We start from the raw sequence: 14,315 nt of genomic DNA on the forward strand, positions 1-14,315 counted from the left end.
CCCCTTTGCCTGCCTGCCGATAGTGGACGCAAGAAACGAAAGCCTGCAATCGTGCGCCACTTTTTCAAGCCAGTCCTGCTTCTGGCAACCCTGCTGTTCGGGTTGGCAGTGCCGCCTGTCGCGGCCCAGACGCTCGAAGCGGTGCGCGAGCGCGGCTTTCTCGTCTGTGGCTCCAGCAATCCTCTGGCCGGGTTCGCCCAGCAGGATAATGACAGCCGCTGGTCGGGTTTCGATGTCGATCTCTGCCGCGCGCTTGCCGCCGCCATCTTCGGCAATCCCGATCAGATCGAGTTTCGCTCCTATCGTGGCGAAGCGCGTTTTGCCCCGCTCCAGACCGGCAGCGTCGATGTGCTCATGCGCAACGGTGCCTGGACGGCAGGGCGCGACACCCGTTTCGGCGCCCGCTATGTCACGCCCAGCTTTTTCGATGGCCAGGCCTTTCTCGTTCCCCAATCCTTGGGCGTCGTATCGGCCTACGAACTCGATGACGTCAGCATCTGCGTCGTTGACGCCTTCGGCGAGATTGCCGCGCTCGACGAATTTTTCTTTTCCAATCAGACCACCTATCGCGAGGTCCTCTACGAGGAGACTGCCGACCTCCTGACCGCTTATCGCGCCGGTCTCTGCCAGGTGGTCTCGGCCTCCGGTCGCCAATTGCAGGCCATTCGCCGCGAATTGCAGGAGCCCGCCCAGCATCGGATCTTGCCCGAACGCATTTCCAAGGAAGTGATCGGGCCGGTCGTGCGCATGGATGACGATACGTGGTTCGAAATCGTCCGCTGGACCATCTTCGCTCTGATCACCGCCGAGGAAGTGGGCGTCACCAGCCTCAATATCGACTCCCTGTCGGCCGCCCGGTCGCCATCGGTCCGGCGCATTCTGGGCCTCGAGGGGGATTTCGGCAGCGCCTTGGGTCTGCGCCCCACCTTCATGAGCGACGCCATTCGTGCCGTGGGCAATTATTCCGAACTTTACGATCGCAATTTCGGCGCCCAGACCGGCGCCGCCATGCTGCGCGGGCAGAATGCTCTCTGGAGCAATGGCGGCCTGCTTTACGCGCCGCCAATCATGTAGGTATCCGCCTTATGCGAAGTGCAGACTGACCCGGCGGTTCTGCTTGCCCTTCTTTTCGATCTTGCCGAAGGCGAGGGGGCCGATTTCTCCGGTGCGCGCCACATGGGTGCCGCCACAGGGTTGCAGGTCCACATCGCCGATCCGCACCAGCCGCACGCGACCCTGGCCCATCGGCGGCTTCACCTTCATGGTCTTGATCAGGTCGGCCTTGGCCGCCATCTCCTCGTCGCTGATCCACTCGTAACTGACCGCATGGTTGGCGGTGACCATATCGTTGAGCTGCGTCTCCAGCGCTGGCAAGTCGTCGGGGACCTCCGGCATATCGAAATCGAGACGCCCCTTGTCCTCGCCGATCTGCCCGCCGGTGACCGGATAGGGCATGACCACGGACAGCAGGTGCAGCGCCGTATGCATCCGCATCAATTTGTAGCGCCGCTCCCAGTCGAGCGACAATGTCACGCGCTCTCCCACTGCCGGCAGCGTTTGTCCGGGCTCGGGAACGTGAACGATGGCCGTTTTGTCACCTTCGGGATGAAGTGCGGTGGTCAACGTCAACAGTCTGCTAGCGTCAAGCGCCAAAGTGCCAGTGTCGCCGGGCTGCCCGCCAGAGGCCGCGTAGAAGATGGTCCTATCCAGCACGATCCCGCCTTCGGGCGTAATTTCGGTAACCACGGCATCGGTCGTGCGCAGGTAAGAATCGTCGCGAAACAGGAATTGGGTCATCTGAAAATGCCTAGAGAACTGGGGATAATAGGCGCGCCGCCTGCATCAATACATAAAGCGGCCAGGGCCGGGTCTGCACCTCCGACATGCCCACCTGGCGGCAGGACTCGAAGTCCTTGAGCAGCATGTCCTCGATGGCCGAGAGCGTCGCCGGATCGGTGAACCACAAGGTGATCTCGAAATTGATCGCAAACGAGCGATTGTCGAAATTCACACTGCCCACCGTCGCAATCTGGTCATCCATCAAAACCACTTTTTGATGAAGGAATCCATCGGTGTAGCGGTAGACCCCGATGTCGTGTTCGACCATGGAATCGGCATGCGCCAGGCTCGCCAGCCAGACGATCTTGTGGTCCGGATTGTCCGGCAGCATGATCCGCACGTCCACCCCGCGCAACCGCGCCGCGAACAGCGCCGTCCGGATGTCGGTATCCGGCACGAAATAAGGGCTGACGATCCATAAGCGCTCCCGCGCCCTCCCGATCAGGTCGGTATAGGCAATGGCGCATTCCTCGAGCTTGTCGGCCGGCCCGCTGCCCATGACCAGCACCGATTCCTCACCGAAGGACTCGAGCTCCGCCGGTGGGCGATTGGGCAGAAGCTCGCCCGTCGCCCATTCCCAATCCTCGCGGAACAGCAGCGCACAGCCCAGCGCCGCCGGGCCGGACACTCGAACATGAGTATCGCGCCAATGCCCGAATTTGGGATCCTCTCCGAGATATTCGACACCCACATTGTGCCCGCCGACCCAGGCATGCTTGCCGTCAACCACCACGATCTTGCGATGATTGCGATAGTTGATACGGGCCGGTCCATAGAAGCGCAGCAGCTTGTGGCGGTAATTGAACCCTGCCACCTTGACCCCGGCCTCGCGCAGTTCCCGGCGATAGCGCTTGGGCATGCCGGTGCTGCCGATGTCGTCGTAAAGCAGATAAACTGCAACCCCTTCCTTGGCCTTGGCAATCAGACGCTCAGCAAGCTCCTGTCCCAGCTTGTCGTCGCGGACGATATAGAACTGCACAAGCAGGTATTCTCGCGCAGCCTCTATGCCCTCGAAGATCGAATCGAACGTCGCCTTGCCGTCGATCAGCAGTTCGACATCATTTCCCTTGAGAAAGGGAAGCTCGGAGACATGAACCTGAACCGGCCAAAGGGCATCGGTTTCCCGATCGACCAGCGCCAGATCCTTGGCCCGCAATGGTCGGTCGGCCCGGCCGTTCTTCATCCGGTCAGTGGCGTAGTCGTCAAAGAGTTTCCACCCGAAGATAAGGTAGAGCAGGACCGAGGGAATGGGCAGGAGGAGGAGGGACAAAAGCCAGGCAATGGAGCCCTGAGAAGTCCGGGAATTGAGAATTTCCCGGACCGCGCACACGAAGGCGAGCAAATAAATGGCGCCCATGATGAGCGCCACGATGTGCAGGTCCGCGATGACCGCGCGGAGAATGTCGTCGATGCCGAACACGGTGATCTTTCGAAACGGTGGACGGTCACTCTAGCAGCGAAAGCCGGTGCGGCAATGCCTGACGATCAGAGCGTTTCGGGTTCCATCACCTCGCTGATGTCGATCGTCCCCGGTTCGTCCATCCACGGCGGCACCGGCAAGTCCTTGGAGCGGAGAAACTCCGGATTGAAAATCTTGCTGGCATAGCGGTTGCCATAGTCACAGAGGATCGTCACGATGGTCTTGCCGGGCCCGAGATCGCGCGCCATGCGCACGGCGCCGGCTATATTGATCGCGCTCGATCCCCCCAGGCAGAGACCTTCATGTTGTAGCAGATCGTAGATGAAGGGCAGGGCTTCCGCATCGGAGATCTGGTAGGGCATGTCGACATCGAGCCCTTCGAGATTGGCCGTGATGCGGCCCTGTCCGATGCCTTCGGTGATGGAATTGCCCGAGGATTTGAGCGCACCGTTGGCATAATATTCGTAGAGCGCCGCACCTTCTGGATCGGCGAGGCCAATCTTGACGTCGGGGTTTCGTGCTCGCAGCGCCTCGGCAACGCCGGCCAGCGTACCGCCCGAGCCAACGGCGCAGATAAACCCGTCGATGCGTCCACCCGTCTGCTGCCAGATTTCGGGGCCGGTCGTCTCAACATGTGCACGGCGATTGGAAATATTGTCGAACTGGTTGGCCCAAACGGCCCCCTCGGGACGCTCGCGGTTGAGTTTTTCCGCCAGGCGCCCGGAAACCTTGATGTAATTGTTCGGGTTCTTGTATGGCTTGGCTGGGACCTCGATCAGCTCAGCACCATAAAGACGCAAGGCGTCCTTCTTTTCCTGGCTTTGCGTTTCGGGAATGACGATCACCGATTTGAAGCCGAGCGAGTTGGCGACCAGCGTCAGCCCAATGCCGGTATTTCCGGCCGTGCCCTCGACAATGGTGCCGCCGGGCTTGAGCGCACCGGATTTGACCGCATCGTGAATCATGAACAGGGCGGCCCGGTCCTTGACGGATTGTCCGGGATTGAGGAACTCCGCCTTGCCCCAGATATCGCATCCCGTCAGCGTCGAGACCCGGTTGAGACGAATGAGCGGCGTGTTGCCGATGGCGGAGATGAGGTCTTGGTGCTTGGCCATAATGCTCTTATCGTCCCGGATATGACGGATTTGCTCTGCTTCGCGTGAGCAAAGCCATGAAGATCAGTCACTTATGGTAGGTGCCCACGGCTGCAACCGCAAGGCGCAAACCCGCTCTGCGGCAGGGCTTTTTCCAGCCGTGGCCCGAGATGGAAGCCCCGTCTCCCTGTGGAACCCTGCGCGAAATAGTTTTTTACCCCTAAAGGTCGCTGACAGCTTCCAATGCGCGCGCCCGCGTGGATTTCAGATCCACCACGGGATTGGGATAAGTCCGGCCAAGCACCACGCCGGCGGACTTGAGCACCTCTTCGGGGGCTTCAAAGGGCTTATGCACCCATTTGTCCGGCATTTTGCCGAGCTCGGGCACCCAGCGGCGCACGTAGTCGCCCGCGCCGTCAAAGCGTTCGCCTTGGGTTACGGGATTGAAGATGCGGAAATAGGGGGCGGCATCGAGCCCGCTGCCTGCCACCCATTGCCAGCTCGCCGGATTGTTTGCCTCGTCGGCATCCACGAGGCAATCCCAGAACCAGTCTTCGCCGCGGCGCCAGTCGATAAGCATGTTCTTGGTGAGCAGGGAGGCCACGAGCATGCGTACCCGGTTGTGCATATAGCCGGTTTCCCATAGCTCGCGCATACCCGCATCGATAATGGGAAAGCCCGTCGCCCCCTTGCTCCAGGCCGTCAGTTGTTTAGGCGCATTGCGCCATTCAAGCCCCTCGTATTTCGGCTGCATCGATACTTTGGAAATGTCGTCACGATGATAGAGCTGATGGTAGCTGAAGTCGCGCCAGGCCAGCTCAGAGAGGAACTTGTCGATTGCGCCAGCCTTTGACGGTTTGGCATGGGCATAGGCCAGGGCCCGATGCCAGATTTCGCGCGCGCTGATCTCGCCGAAGCGCAGGTGGGGCGACAAACGGGACGTAACATCCTTGGCGGGCACGTTCCGTCCTTCAGGATAATCCTCGACCTTATCCTCTAGAAAATCATCAAGTGCCGAAAGCGCGGCCTTTTCACCGTGATGCCAATAGTGTTGCAGCTTCTCGGCCCAGGCCGGCTCGACATAGTCGGTGTCCACAGCGTCGGACTTGATGGACTTGCCCCTGGGCGCGGGCAGGGGGCGCGCAATGTCCTTGGCCTTGAGGGTCTTCCAGAACGGCGTGAAGACCGAATAGGGCTTGCCCTGTCCGGTTTCGACGGTCCAGGGCTCTGCCAGCACATTTCCCTCATGCGAGCTGACATCTAAGCCGTCCTCGCGCAAACTGGCCTTTATGGTCTTGTCGAGCTCGCGTGCATCTGGCCCGTAGCGTCGGTTCCAATGGACGCTATCCGCCCCCGTTTCGCCAGCCACACGTTTGAGGACGTCCAGCGACAAACCGCACTCTACCTTCAGTTTCACCCCGATCTTGGCAAGGTCGGCAGCCACCGAATTAAGGCTTCGGTTCAGCCACCACCGCGCTGCACCGCCTTCCGGGCGTAATCCCTTGTCCGTCGCGTGGATGTAGATCGCGATAGTCTCGTCCAACTTGCAGCCTTCGACGAGAGCGGGGTTGTCCGACAGGCGCAGATCGTTGCGCAGCCATACGAGAGCTTTTGACAAGACGGGCTCCAGATTGATCCTATCGCTTACGCATGACGCGGCACGATGGTTCAATCTATTCCATCAGTTCGGCCAATTCTTCGAGCGCCCCGCTCCATGCCTCCATGGAAAAAATGCGCGTCTGCGCATCGGCATGGGCAAGGCCACGCTCGGTCAGGGTGATCGTGGTCGCGTCCTCCCCGATGGCTTTGAAGACGATATCGAGCACGAAGATCAGTTCGTCTTCCTCGTCCTTGTAGACCCAGGAAAGAACGAGGCGTTCATCCTCAACGAACTGCAGAACATCGCCGGAAACCTCGTGATCGGCGTCCTCGTCTTCATCGGCATAGGTGACGAAGTGGTAGTGCCCGCCTTCGAAAGCGTCGAACTCGGCTTCGTCGGTCTGCCATTGTTCGATCAGCGCCGGGTCGGTCCAGGCCGCAAAGACGTCGCTCACATTGGCCGCGATCGTACGGGTGAGGGTGATTTCGCCTTCACCTTCGATTTCGATACCTGTGCTCATGCTGACGCCCTTTCCGGATGCAGTTCGGCCGTTCTCGGCAGGAGGATTGTGAGAATGCCCAGGACGGGCAGGAACGCGCAGATCTGGAACACGGTGATCATTCCGATCCAGTCAGCCAGCGCCCCCATGGCGGCAGCGCCCAGAGCGCCGATGCCGAACGCGAAGCCGAAGATGAAGCCCGCGATCATGCCGACCTTGCCGGGCACCAGTTCCTGTGCGTAGACGACCATGGCCGAGAAGGCGGACGACAGGATCAGCCCCACCATGATGCTCATCACAGCTGTCCAGAAGAGATCCAGATAGGGCAGGGCCAGCGTGAACGGCAGAGCACCCAGAATGGACACCCATATCACCGCGAGGCGTCCATAGCGGTCGCCGATGGGGCCGCCGAAAAAAGTGCCCGCCGCAACTGCACCCAGGAAGGCGAACAGGTAGAACTGGGCCTCCTGAGCCGTCAGCGCGAATTTTTCGATCAGGAAGAAGGCGTAATAGCTCTTCAGCCCTTCGATATAGATGAATTTGCTGAACAGCAGAGCGCCGATGATCGCGAAGGCGAGGATGAGTCGCTGCCGGCTGAGGGCTGGCTTCTGCACCACGGGCCGGGGACGCGTGGCGGCCTGCCGTTCGTGTTCCACGAACCAGCGACCGACATAGGTCAGAAGGGCCAGGCCTATGGCTGCCACGCCGAGAAAATAAGCGACGCTGTGCTGTCCGAGCGGCAGCAGGATCAGCGCAGCCGCCAGCGGACCGAGCGCGGTGCCGGCATTGCCGCCGACCTGGAACAGCGACTGGGCAAAGCCCAGGCGCCCGCCCGATGCCATGCGGGCGACGCGGGAGGCTTCGGGGTGAAAGATAGCCGACCCCGTCCCCAGGATGACCGACGCGAAAAACAGCAGCCAGAATCCATTTGCAGCTGCAAGCAGCGCCACGCCTGCGGCAATGATGCCCATGGAAAGCGCGAGCCAGTAAGGCTTGGGCCGCAGATCACCGGAAAGCCCGAATATGGGTTGCAGCAGGCAGGCAGTAATCTGTTGCCCCAGGGTCAGCAGCCCGATCTGCAGATAGGACAGGTTATAAGTGTCCTTGAGCAGCGGATAGAGCGCTGGCAGCAGGAATTGAAGCAGGTCGTTCAGCAGATGTGCGCCGCTCACTGCCAGGATAATGGTCAGGGTCGTGCGCGGCGCACTGGGCGCTGAAACTGAGGACATGCTGGTCATAGGAAAAAACTTGCGAAAGGTTCAGCCGCTCCTATCCCCGGCGAGGGACAAGAGCAATCTCAATTGCGCAAGCTTAGCAATTTGAGGGGAAAAAGAAGATGGCTCCGCGAGCTGGACTCGAACCAGCGACCATTCGATTAACAGTCGAACGCTCTACCAACTGAGCTATCGCGGAACACTTCTTGCGCCCTCATTCCGAGAGCGAGGTCCGTGTAACCAAACTGATCCGGTTTGCCAAGCCCAGAATGCAATCGCTTGTGAATAACTTGTCATTTGTCCGTCGCGCGGGCACGGCTGCCGAGGCTCAGGAGATCGTTCAACGTGTTGAGGCCCGCGAACGGATCGTCTGGCAGAAAGTGGCTCCAGTCCAGGGGCGTTGCAGATAGAGCCTGCAACAAGGCCTTGGGGCTTTGCAGTCCAGGGTCCGCGAGCGCTGCGATGAGGCTCGGCAGCTCATAGATGGCATGGGTTGGATAGGCTTGGTCCCTCCAGGCAGCAAAGACTGCTTGGTCTGCCGCACCCATTGCGGCCTCCATCCGCGATACGAAGTCGGCTGGCAGCAAGGGTGTATCGACGGCAACGGTCAGGAGCCTGGCTTCGAGCTTTCCCATTGTCGCCAGGTAGCGCGTCGCGGCTCTGATTCCGGCAATCGGGCCTTTGTAGGAATCATCCTCATCGGCGATTGCCATGCCTCGGGGAAGGTGCTGCATGCCGGACGGACCTGTCGAGACCAGAAGGCCTTCGGCCGGCAGGACACTCGCGACGCGGTCGAACACCGTTCGGCCATTGATGCGAAGCGCGGCCTTGCGCACACCGCCGAGCCGGCTGCCGCGGCCGCCAGCCAGAATCAGGGTGTAGAGCGTCACGCGCTTTTTTCCTTGCGCAGCAGGAGCAGCATCAGAATGCCCCCCACCAGGCCCCAGAACGGTGCTCCGACACCGACAATGGTGATGCCCGAGGCTGTGGTCGCAAAAGTCAGGATCGCAGGCAGGCGGGAATTCTCGTCGGCCAACGCCGCCGAGAGCGACGAGGCAAGGCTGGAAAACAGCGCCAGTCCGGCCACGGCCTGGATCAGCAGGGGCGGCGAGGCTGCAATGAATGCGGCTGCCAGGCTGGCGAGCAGGCCGAGCGCCAAATAGGTAAACCCTGCCGCGACCGGGGCCGGCCAGCGCCGGTTCGGGTCGGCATGGGCCTCTGGGCCTGCGCAGATGGCCGCAGTGATCGCTGCGAGATTGTTGGTCACGCCCCCGAAAAAGGCCGCGATGCCACTGAAAATGCCCGTCAGGACAAAGATCGGTGCCGGCTTGAGCGTGAAGCCATTGGCCTTCATCACGGCCACACCGGGCAGGTTTTGTGAGGCCATGGTCACGATATAGAGCGGCAGAGCGATACGGATCGTGGCGTCGAGAGTGAATTCGGGCATGGTCGGCACCAGCGCCGGCCAGGTGCCATCCAGGGTACCGGGCGGCAAATGCGTTGTCATCCCCAGCACGATGCCGGTGGTGGCGACTGCGATGGGGACGGCATAGCGCCGGGCGAAACGCAGGCCCAGCGCCCATGCCGCCAGGATCGGCAGCGCCTGCCAGGGCATCTCTGCGACTGCGTTGATGGGTGCCAGGCACAGAACGAGCAGCATCCCGGCCAGCATGGCATTGGCGATGGCCGCAGGAATAGCTGCAATTAGCTGTGCCAGCGGCCGGATGATGCCGGTGAGCACGATCAGCGCCGCACAAACCAGAAATGCGCCGATCACCGCCCCAAACCCTCCCGCCGGCTCGCCCACAGTGAGCAGGAAGGCGAGCCCCGGCGTCGTCCAGGCAAAGCTCGTCGGGGTGCGAACCCGCCAGGCCACCGCGATATTGAGAATGCCGATGGCAATGCAGGTGGAGAAGAGGCCCGAGCCCGCCTGCTGCGGCGAGGCGCCCGCCGCCGCGAGCGCCGCCAGCATCAGGGTGAAGGTACTGGCATAGCCGACAATGGCGGCCAGCACGCCCGCAATGATCGGCTGCGCCAGATCGCGATTCTTGGAAAGCTCGGTCATTGCACGATTCCCGCTGCGTCGGTTGCGGGAAGCTAATGCTTTGCCATCGGCAAGGCTACCGGGCTCTGCCGGACGGGCTCGGGCGCTTGAACTGATCGGTCAAAGCCAGCAGCACCACCATATGCACCCGCTCGGGCGTCGTGGGTTCCTTGAGGCACTTTACCCGCGAGGAAACCGTGTAGCGCGCACCGTCCCGCTCGCCGCTTGCGGTGTAAACCAGATAGCGGCTGGCCTCGACATAATAGGCTGAGATGACCTTGAACTGCATTGGGTCCGTGGATTGTTCACGACTTGGCAATCAGCCTATTGCATAAGCGATGTGGCTCAAATAGGAACGGCGCCCAGAGGCCGCGTGGCGGAATGGTTACGCAGCGGATTGCAAATCTGCTTATACCCGCGGAATCGCTGAACTTTCCTGCACACACCACGAGAATTGCACGGTTGAAAACGGCCCTTTACGAGCCGTTTTGCACACGCTTTTTGTGAACCCGTATGCTGGTCTTCCGCATCTCGGCGCCGCGGCTGTAGCGCTTGCCCATACCCTCCGATAGATCGCCAAGCATGTCGGCCACTTCTCGGTCGGTGAAGCCCGATTCCCGCAGCTCGCTGCTGAACGTGACCCGAAGGCCGTGCAGCGTCAGGTCATGGCTATTAGGCAATGCCTTCCTGAAAGCGTCCGATAGCTTCACCTGTTGCCACACCTGGCGCATCGCGTTCTCAGATGGGTATGCCTTCCCGAGGCTGTTCCGGCAGATCGGCGCATTGCTTGCCGGCTGCACCACGCCATCGCCGGCCTTCATCGCGTCGAGCAATTTCCGCAATTCGGCTGGCACCCCGATGGTAATCTCCCCCACCTTGTCGCCGTTCTTCCTCGGAATGAACGCCAGCACCTTCCCCATGTCGGGGTCAGTGCGATAATTCTCCCACCTCAGTCGTGCTATGTCTTGGCCGCGCAGCCCGCAGTGCTTGGCTATAGCTAGGACCGGGCGCAGATGGTCAGGTGAAGCCATGAAAGCCTTTTCCCACTCATCAGCGCTCCAACGTCGGTTGGCATCCTTATTGGCCTTGTAGAGCCTCGCCACGCCAAGGACGGGGTTGGCTTTGATGAGGCCGGCTTCCAGCGCATCGCTGAAAACGGCGGAGAGAACTGCCAGCACGAAGTCGGAGAACTTGTCGCCCTTATCTGCGGCAGCGCTATCGCGCGCCTCTACGATATCGACCGTCTCATATTCGGCGGCATTGTCCTCGAACAGTGGGTCAAGATAGAGCAGCACCTTGTCGTAGTCGGCCTTGGTGCGGGTTGCCAGCTTCGCCCACCGGCGCCCAGCCTTGTACCGCTCCACAAGCGCACCGAGCGTCCCGGCGGAGTAAACCTTGCGGCGCTTTCTCTCTGCCGTTGAATAGGCATGAAGAAAGTCAGGACCTTCGAGGATGGCGTCCAGCTCGTCGCGGCTTTTCGCCTTGGCCAGGAGTTTGCCAGTCGAGCGCAGGGACACATACCAGGTGCCAGCGCTGTTCTTGCGGATATTAAGCCCTTTGAGCTTCACCTTTGGCACGCAGTCTTTCTCCCACGCCTAGTCGACGCTGCGGGCGTGGATTGTCGAGGGAAGTTAGCCATTCGTCCAGCCGGGTTTTCAAATAGCGGCGGCCGGTCTTCGAGCTTGTGATCGATACGGGTAAGACCGGGCAGGTGGCAGTGAATGTGTCGACAGACACACCGCAATAAGCTGCCGCCATCTGCTGGTTCATTGCGGCCGGCCAGCCCGGCATCTGGGATGGTGCAAGGCCTTTCGTCATGGCACATTGCCCCCATGACCCCAGCCGAAGCCGACCAGCGCATCATCCTGTCCCGCCAGACCCTGCACCGATATGCCGATATGACGCGGGCAGGGCAGTGGCCTATGGCTGATATCCAGATCATTGCCGACGAAATTGCGCTGCTCGAGCAGATAGCCGTAGTGCATCCGGTCAAAGCGGAGAAGATCTATCGGTTGGCAGAATCCTGGGGCGCGCTGGCTGATGCTGTGCGAGGCAAGCTGCACTGAGCTCATGGAAGTAGGCTCCACTTCTGGATCGGGCGGGTGGCAGAACGCTGCTGGTTTCCTTTGCCCAGGCGCTGGGAAAACCATTTATACTTGGGACGGCTGATGCCCTGGTGCTTGTCCGAAACCCGCTTTCCCTTCGCCTGCATTGGCGTGTCATAGGTCCGGGTCTTGAACCCGTGGCAGGTCTTGCAGGCAGCAACACAGTTCTCCAGCGTGTCGCTGCCCTTGTCCGTTGCCGGGGCGGGGTAGTGATCGAACTCGACGCCACTATCCAGCGGCGCATTGCAGCGCTGGCCGGCCTGGAGGCCATAGACAGACCCTTCGGCCTCGCAGAGCTTCCCCGACCGCTGTAGGGCCTCGCGCTTAGTCTGTTTGTTGAACTCGTAGCGTCGGGATCTAGCCATTGGACTCGCTCGCTAACTGATCAATGTTCCGGCGCTCAACGGTGAAGGTGTAAGCGGCAACCCAAGGGTTAGCGTCCCATGAGCCGGGGCCATTAATGGTGTCCCAAAGCTCGCGATAGGCGATCTGCGGGTATTCAGACCAGAAGGTAAAGTCGTCCCACCATTTGTCTTCGAACCGCTTGCCCTCTACGTCTTTGGGGCGCCAGTGGCTGGTGGAAGAAACGCCTTCACCCAATGCGTCATCGGCCGTGCATTCGTTGAGCCCTTCAACCCGCACTTCAGTGACGGTGAGTGTCAGGCGCGAGAACTCACGAGGCATGTGGATCGAGGGCCACCAGCCGTCGATGCTTTTGTCGCCATCAGCCTGATAGATAAGCTCGGTCTGATACATGCCCGATCGCGCATCGGCGATGGTCCAGCCATGAACCATGCGAGCGGACCACGTCTCTCGGACCCACAGCCAGTCGCCAACCCCTATGCGGAGGTAGTCGACGGCTGTCGCGCCGATATCGCTCTCAGCGACGTTCACTATCCCGCCGCCTGCGCCGCTGACATGGTAGAGGCCGTTGCCCTGCAACTCAGGCTGCGGCTTTAGAATGCGCCGCGTTTGGGTCTTGGTCCCGGCGAGGAGCGCCCTGACCATCGGGCCGCTGAATAGTATCGATTTGTCAGCCATGTTCAGCCTCCTGATTTCCAAGGTCAGAAAGGTGGAAGCGTGGCCCGTCATCGGTTTCTTCGACGCGCAGCAGCCCAGCCCGCTCCATCCTGCGAAGCGACCTATGCCCCTCGCGCGGTATCTGGACGTCGACGCCAGGGCACACGCTGCCGCCGGCGCTGGAGATGAGCTGCAATAACTGGCGCTCTTGGCCGGTGAGCTTTCTCATGCTGCACCTCCAAAAAGCAGCGGCTGGATCGATCCATCCTGAAATACAGTGTCTAGCCATTCTTCTGCAGATGGCTCATTTCCGTCCCACCCTTTTGGCCAGGTATGGTTGGTAATAAGCTCTCGGATACGCGCTTCTTCCTGTTCGTTAATAAGGTCGATCGGCGGTCGGCCGAGACGATGTGCGGATGCGTTACATTCCGCTTGGATCGAAAGAACGCGGCTTAATCCCATCAGGCGGGCTTTGAAGGTCAGTGGGCCCATGCGCTGCGGGTTCGCTGCGATCGAACCGTCCTTAAGGCGCTCAGCGCCCTCCTTGCGGATGCGATGCCGCGGCTCGCGAAGTTCACGATAGAGCGGCTTGAGCCCTTTCAACGGCGCAAGGTATGCCCAGGCCGGAGTGGCGATAACTGTATCCAGAGCTTTGTCCTGATCGGTCAGTGGACAGCCGATGCATCCGGTGCGGGTGTTGATCTCAGCCGCTTCTTCACCACCATATGCATCTGCGACGTCCGCAGTGGCCCAGGCGCCATAGGCCTCGGTGGGCGCAAAGATGCGAAGCCAATCCCATACGTTGCAAACCCGCCAATGTAGGAGCGGCGCCAACGTGGCAACTCTGCCGCGAATGCCTTTCGAGTTCGGCAAGACTTGCTGATACCAGCCTTGGCCGCACTCGGCGCCGTCTTTCGAGCAGCTCATGACTATGCGCTGATCGCGGATCGCGCTTTCGCCCTGGCGGACGCCGGTGATCATCAGAACATTGCCGTCGAGCGCGTCAATGCGGGCGGCGAGCGCCTCCGTCATGGGGTCGACCTTGATCTGCCGAGTACACCAGCGGAGAGTATTGTTATTGGGGGGCGGTACACCGCGGCCAAGAATGTAGACCATGAAACGCTTATCGAGGGGCGCCCGCACGACTTCAACATGGATCCCGCGGTCTCGGAGCTGCTGCATTACCCGCTCGGCTGCTATCGCGAGCGGCGGGAGCTCCTGCCGGGTGTCAGCGTAGAACACAGACAACGTTTTTGGCCGTTCAAGCAGGCCAACATCAAGCAAATGCGCGATGACAGTTAGCGTGGCAGAGCTGTCTTTACCACCAGAGTATGCGATAGCCCAATGGTCGTGCGACGAACCATAGGCACGCATCGAGGTGAGCGTCATCTCCATGGCATCATCGTAGCTAAGGCGCTGGGTGCCGCCAAACAGGGTAGGCTGAAAGCTCATACTGCTGCCCTCGTGGGTGGCGAATCCC

Annotated in this window: 16 protein-coding genes and 1 tRNA gene; 2 read left to right on the forward strand and 15 right to left on the reverse strand. The window is 60.8% G+C overall.

Going from position 1 to position 14,315, the window contains the following annotated elements:
- Positions 1-51: 51 nt before the first annotated feature.
- Complete coding sequence (locus VE26_RS05305) at positions 52-1,074, forward strand: transporter substrate-binding domain-containing protein (protein ID WP_052715685.1); 1,023 nt, start codon at positions 52-54, stop codon at positions 1,072-1,074.
- 9 nt (positions 1,075-1,083) lie between these two features.
- On the opposite strand, the gene VE26_RS05310 is transcribed toward VE26_RS05305, so the two are convergent.
- The 11 genes from VE26_RS05310 to VE26_RS05360 form a co-directional block, all read right to left on the reverse strand.
- Positions 1,084-1,797 (reverse strand): alanyl-tRNA editing protein, encoded by a 714-nt coding sequence (locus VE26_RS05310; RefSeq protein ID WP_046104055.1) that lies wholly within the window; start codon positions 1,795-1,797, stop codon positions 1,084-1,086.
- Between the two features lie 10 nt (positions 1,798-1,807).
- Positions 1,808-3,259: a cardiolipin synthase gene (cls, locus tag VE26_RS05315; protein ID WP_244465633.1), complete on the reverse strand. Its 1,452-nt coding sequence runs from the start codon at positions 3,257-3,259 to the stop codon at positions 1,808-1,810.
- A 65-nt stretch (positions 3,260-3,324) separates the two neighbouring features.
- Complete coding sequence (locus tag VE26_RS05320) at positions 3,325-4,374, reverse strand: cysteine synthase A (protein WP_046104056.1); 1,050 nt, start codon at positions 4,372-4,374, stop codon at positions 3,325-3,327.
- A 199-nt stretch (positions 4,375-4,573) separates the two neighbouring features.
- The gene (locus VE26_RS05325; RefSeq protein ID WP_152658720.1) at positions 4,574-5,971 is read right to left on the reverse strand and encodes a cryptochrome/photolyase family protein; all 1,398 of its coding nucleotides are present in this window, start codon (positions 5,969-5,971) and stop codon (positions 4,574-4,576) included.
- 55 nt (positions 5,972-6,026) lie between these two features.
- The gene (locus VE26_RS05330; RefSeq protein ID WP_046104057.1) at positions 6,027-6,473 is read right to left on the reverse strand and encodes an SRPBCC family protein; all 447 of its coding nucleotides are present in this window, start codon (positions 6,471-6,473) and stop codon (positions 6,027-6,029) included.
- A complete protein-coding gene (locus VE26_RS05335; protein WP_046104058.1) occupies positions 6,470-7,690 on the reverse strand; it encodes an MFS transporter in 1,221 nt (406 codons plus the stop codon). Before VE26_RS05335 ends, VE26_RS05330 begins: the two co-directional genes overlap by 4 nt.
- 99 nt (positions 7,691-7,789) lie before the next feature.
- Positions 7,790-7,865: transfer RNA gene (locus VE26_RS05340), tRNA-Asn, on the reverse strand.
- 94 nt (positions 7,866-7,959) lie between these two features.
- Complete coding sequence (gene mobA / locus VE26_RS17025; RefSeq protein ID WP_052715686.1) at positions 7,960-8,556, reverse strand: molybdenum cofactor guanylyltransferase; 597 nt, start codon at positions 8,554-8,556, stop codon at positions 7,960-7,962.
- Complete coding sequence (locus tag VE26_RS05350; RefSeq protein WP_046104059.1) at positions 8,553-9,731, reverse strand: benzoate/H(+) symporter BenE family transporter; 1,179 nt, start codon at positions 9,729-9,731, stop codon at positions 8,553-8,555. Before VE26_RS05350 ends, mobA begins: the two co-directional genes overlap by 4 nt.
- 55 nt (positions 9,732-9,786) lie before the next feature.
- A complete protein-coding gene (locus VE26_RS05355; RefSeq protein WP_046104060.1) occupies positions 9,787-9,999 on the reverse strand; it encodes a hypothetical protein in 213 nt (70 codons plus the stop codon).
- 187 nt (positions 10,000-10,186) lie between these two features.
- On the reverse strand, positions 10,187-11,287 hold the full coding sequence (locus VE26_RS05360; RefSeq protein ID WP_046104061.1) for a site-specific integrase: 1,101 nt from the start codon (positions 11,285-11,287) through the stop codon (positions 10,187-10,189).
- A 255-nt stretch (positions 11,288-11,542) separates the two neighbouring features.
- Here VE26_RS05360 and VE26_RS05365 point away from each other — a divergent pair, with 255 nt between their 5' ends.
- Positions 11,543-11,776, forward strand: coding sequence for a hypothetical protein (locus VE26_RS05365; RefSeq protein WP_046104062.1), 234 nt, complete (start codon positions 11,543-11,545; stop codon positions 11,774-11,776).
- 2 nt (positions 11,777-11,778) lie between these two features.
- Here VE26_RS05365 and VE26_RS05370 read toward each other — a convergent pair whose 3' ends face one another.
- Genes VE26_RS05370 through VE26_RS05385 form a run of 4 tightly spaced genes read right to left on the reverse strand, consistent with a single transcriptional unit; the run spans position 11,779 to position 14,287 of the window.
- Positions 11,779-12,180, reverse strand: coding sequence for an HNH endonuclease (locus tag VE26_RS05370; protein ID WP_046104063.1), 402 nt, complete (start codon positions 12,178-12,180; stop codon positions 11,779-11,781).
- Entirely contained in the window at positions 12,173-12,856 is a 684-nt protein-coding gene (locus VE26_RS05375; protein WP_046104064.1) for a hypothetical protein, read from the reverse strand. Before VE26_RS05375 ends, VE26_RS05370 begins: the two co-directional genes overlap by 8 nt.
- Positions 12,849-13,064, reverse strand: coding sequence for a hypothetical protein (locus VE26_RS17725; RefSeq protein WP_152658721.1), 216 nt, complete (start codon positions 13,062-13,064; stop codon positions 12,849-12,851). Before VE26_RS17725 ends, VE26_RS05375 begins: the two co-directional genes overlap by 8 nt.
- Positions 13,061-14,287 carry a phosphoadenosine phosphosulfate reductase domain-containing protein gene (locus VE26_RS05385; RefSeq protein WP_046104066.1) on the reverse strand — a complete coding sequence of 409 codons (1,227 nt, stop codon included), beginning with the start codon at positions 14,285-14,287 and terminating at the stop codon, positions 13,061-13,063. The genes VE26_RS17725 and VE26_RS05385 overlap by 4 nt, the downstream gene beginning before the upstream one ends.
- Positions 14,288-14,315: the final 28 nt, after the last annotated feature.

Origin of the sequence: Devosia chinhatensis, assembly GCF_000969445.1 — a bacterium.
Taxonomy (GTDB): Bacteria; Pseudomonadota; Alphaproteobacteria; order Rhizobiales; family Devosiaceae; genus Devosia; species Devosia chinhatensis.

Bases quoted from the DNA above. Each gene is read 5' to 3' on its own strand.
- VE26_RS05310 (WP_046104055.1), bottom strand. From the start codon at position 1,797: ATGACCCAATTCCTGTTTCGCGACGATTCTTACCTGCGCACGACCGAT.
- VE26_RS05320 (WP_046104056.1), bottom strand. From the start codon at position 4,374: ATGGCCAAGCACCAAGACCTCATCTCCGCCATCGGCAACACGCCGCTC.
- VE26_RS05330 (WP_046104057.1), bottom strand. From the start codon at position 6,473: ATGAGCACAGGTATCGAAATCGAAGGTGAAGGCGAAATCACCCTCACC.
- VE26_RS05335 (WP_046104058.1), bottom strand. From the start codon at position 7,690: ATGACCAGCATGTCCTCAGTTTCAGCGCCCAGTGCGCCGCGCACGACC.
- VE26_RS05350 (WP_046104059.1), bottom strand. From the start codon at position 9,731: ATGACCGAGCTTTCCAAGAATCGCGATCTGGCGCAGCCGATCATTGCG.
- VE26_RS05355 (WP_046104060.1), bottom strand. From the start codon at position 9,999: ATGCAGTTCAAGGTCATCTCAGCCTATTATGTCGAGGCCAGCCGCTAT.
- VE26_RS05365 (WP_046104062.1), top strand. From the start codon at position 11,543: ATGACCCCAGCCGAAGCCGACCAGCGCATCATCCTGTCCCGCCAGACC.
- VE26_RS05370 (WP_046104063.1), bottom strand. From the start codon at position 12,180: ATGGCTAGATCCCGACGCTACGAGTTCAACAAACAGACTAAGCGCGAG.
- VE26_RS05375 (WP_046104064.1), bottom strand. From the start codon at position 12,856: ATGGCTGACAAATCGATACTATTCAGCGGCCCGATGGTCAGGGCGCTC.
- VE26_RS17725 (WP_152658721.1), bottom strand. From the start codon at position 13,064: ATGAGAAAGCTCACCGGCCAAGAGCGCCAGTTATTGCAGCTCATCTCC.
- VE26_RS05385 (WP_046104066.1), bottom strand. From the start codon at position 14,287: ATGAGCTTTCAGCCTACCCTGTTTGGCGGCACCCAGCGCCTTAGCTAC.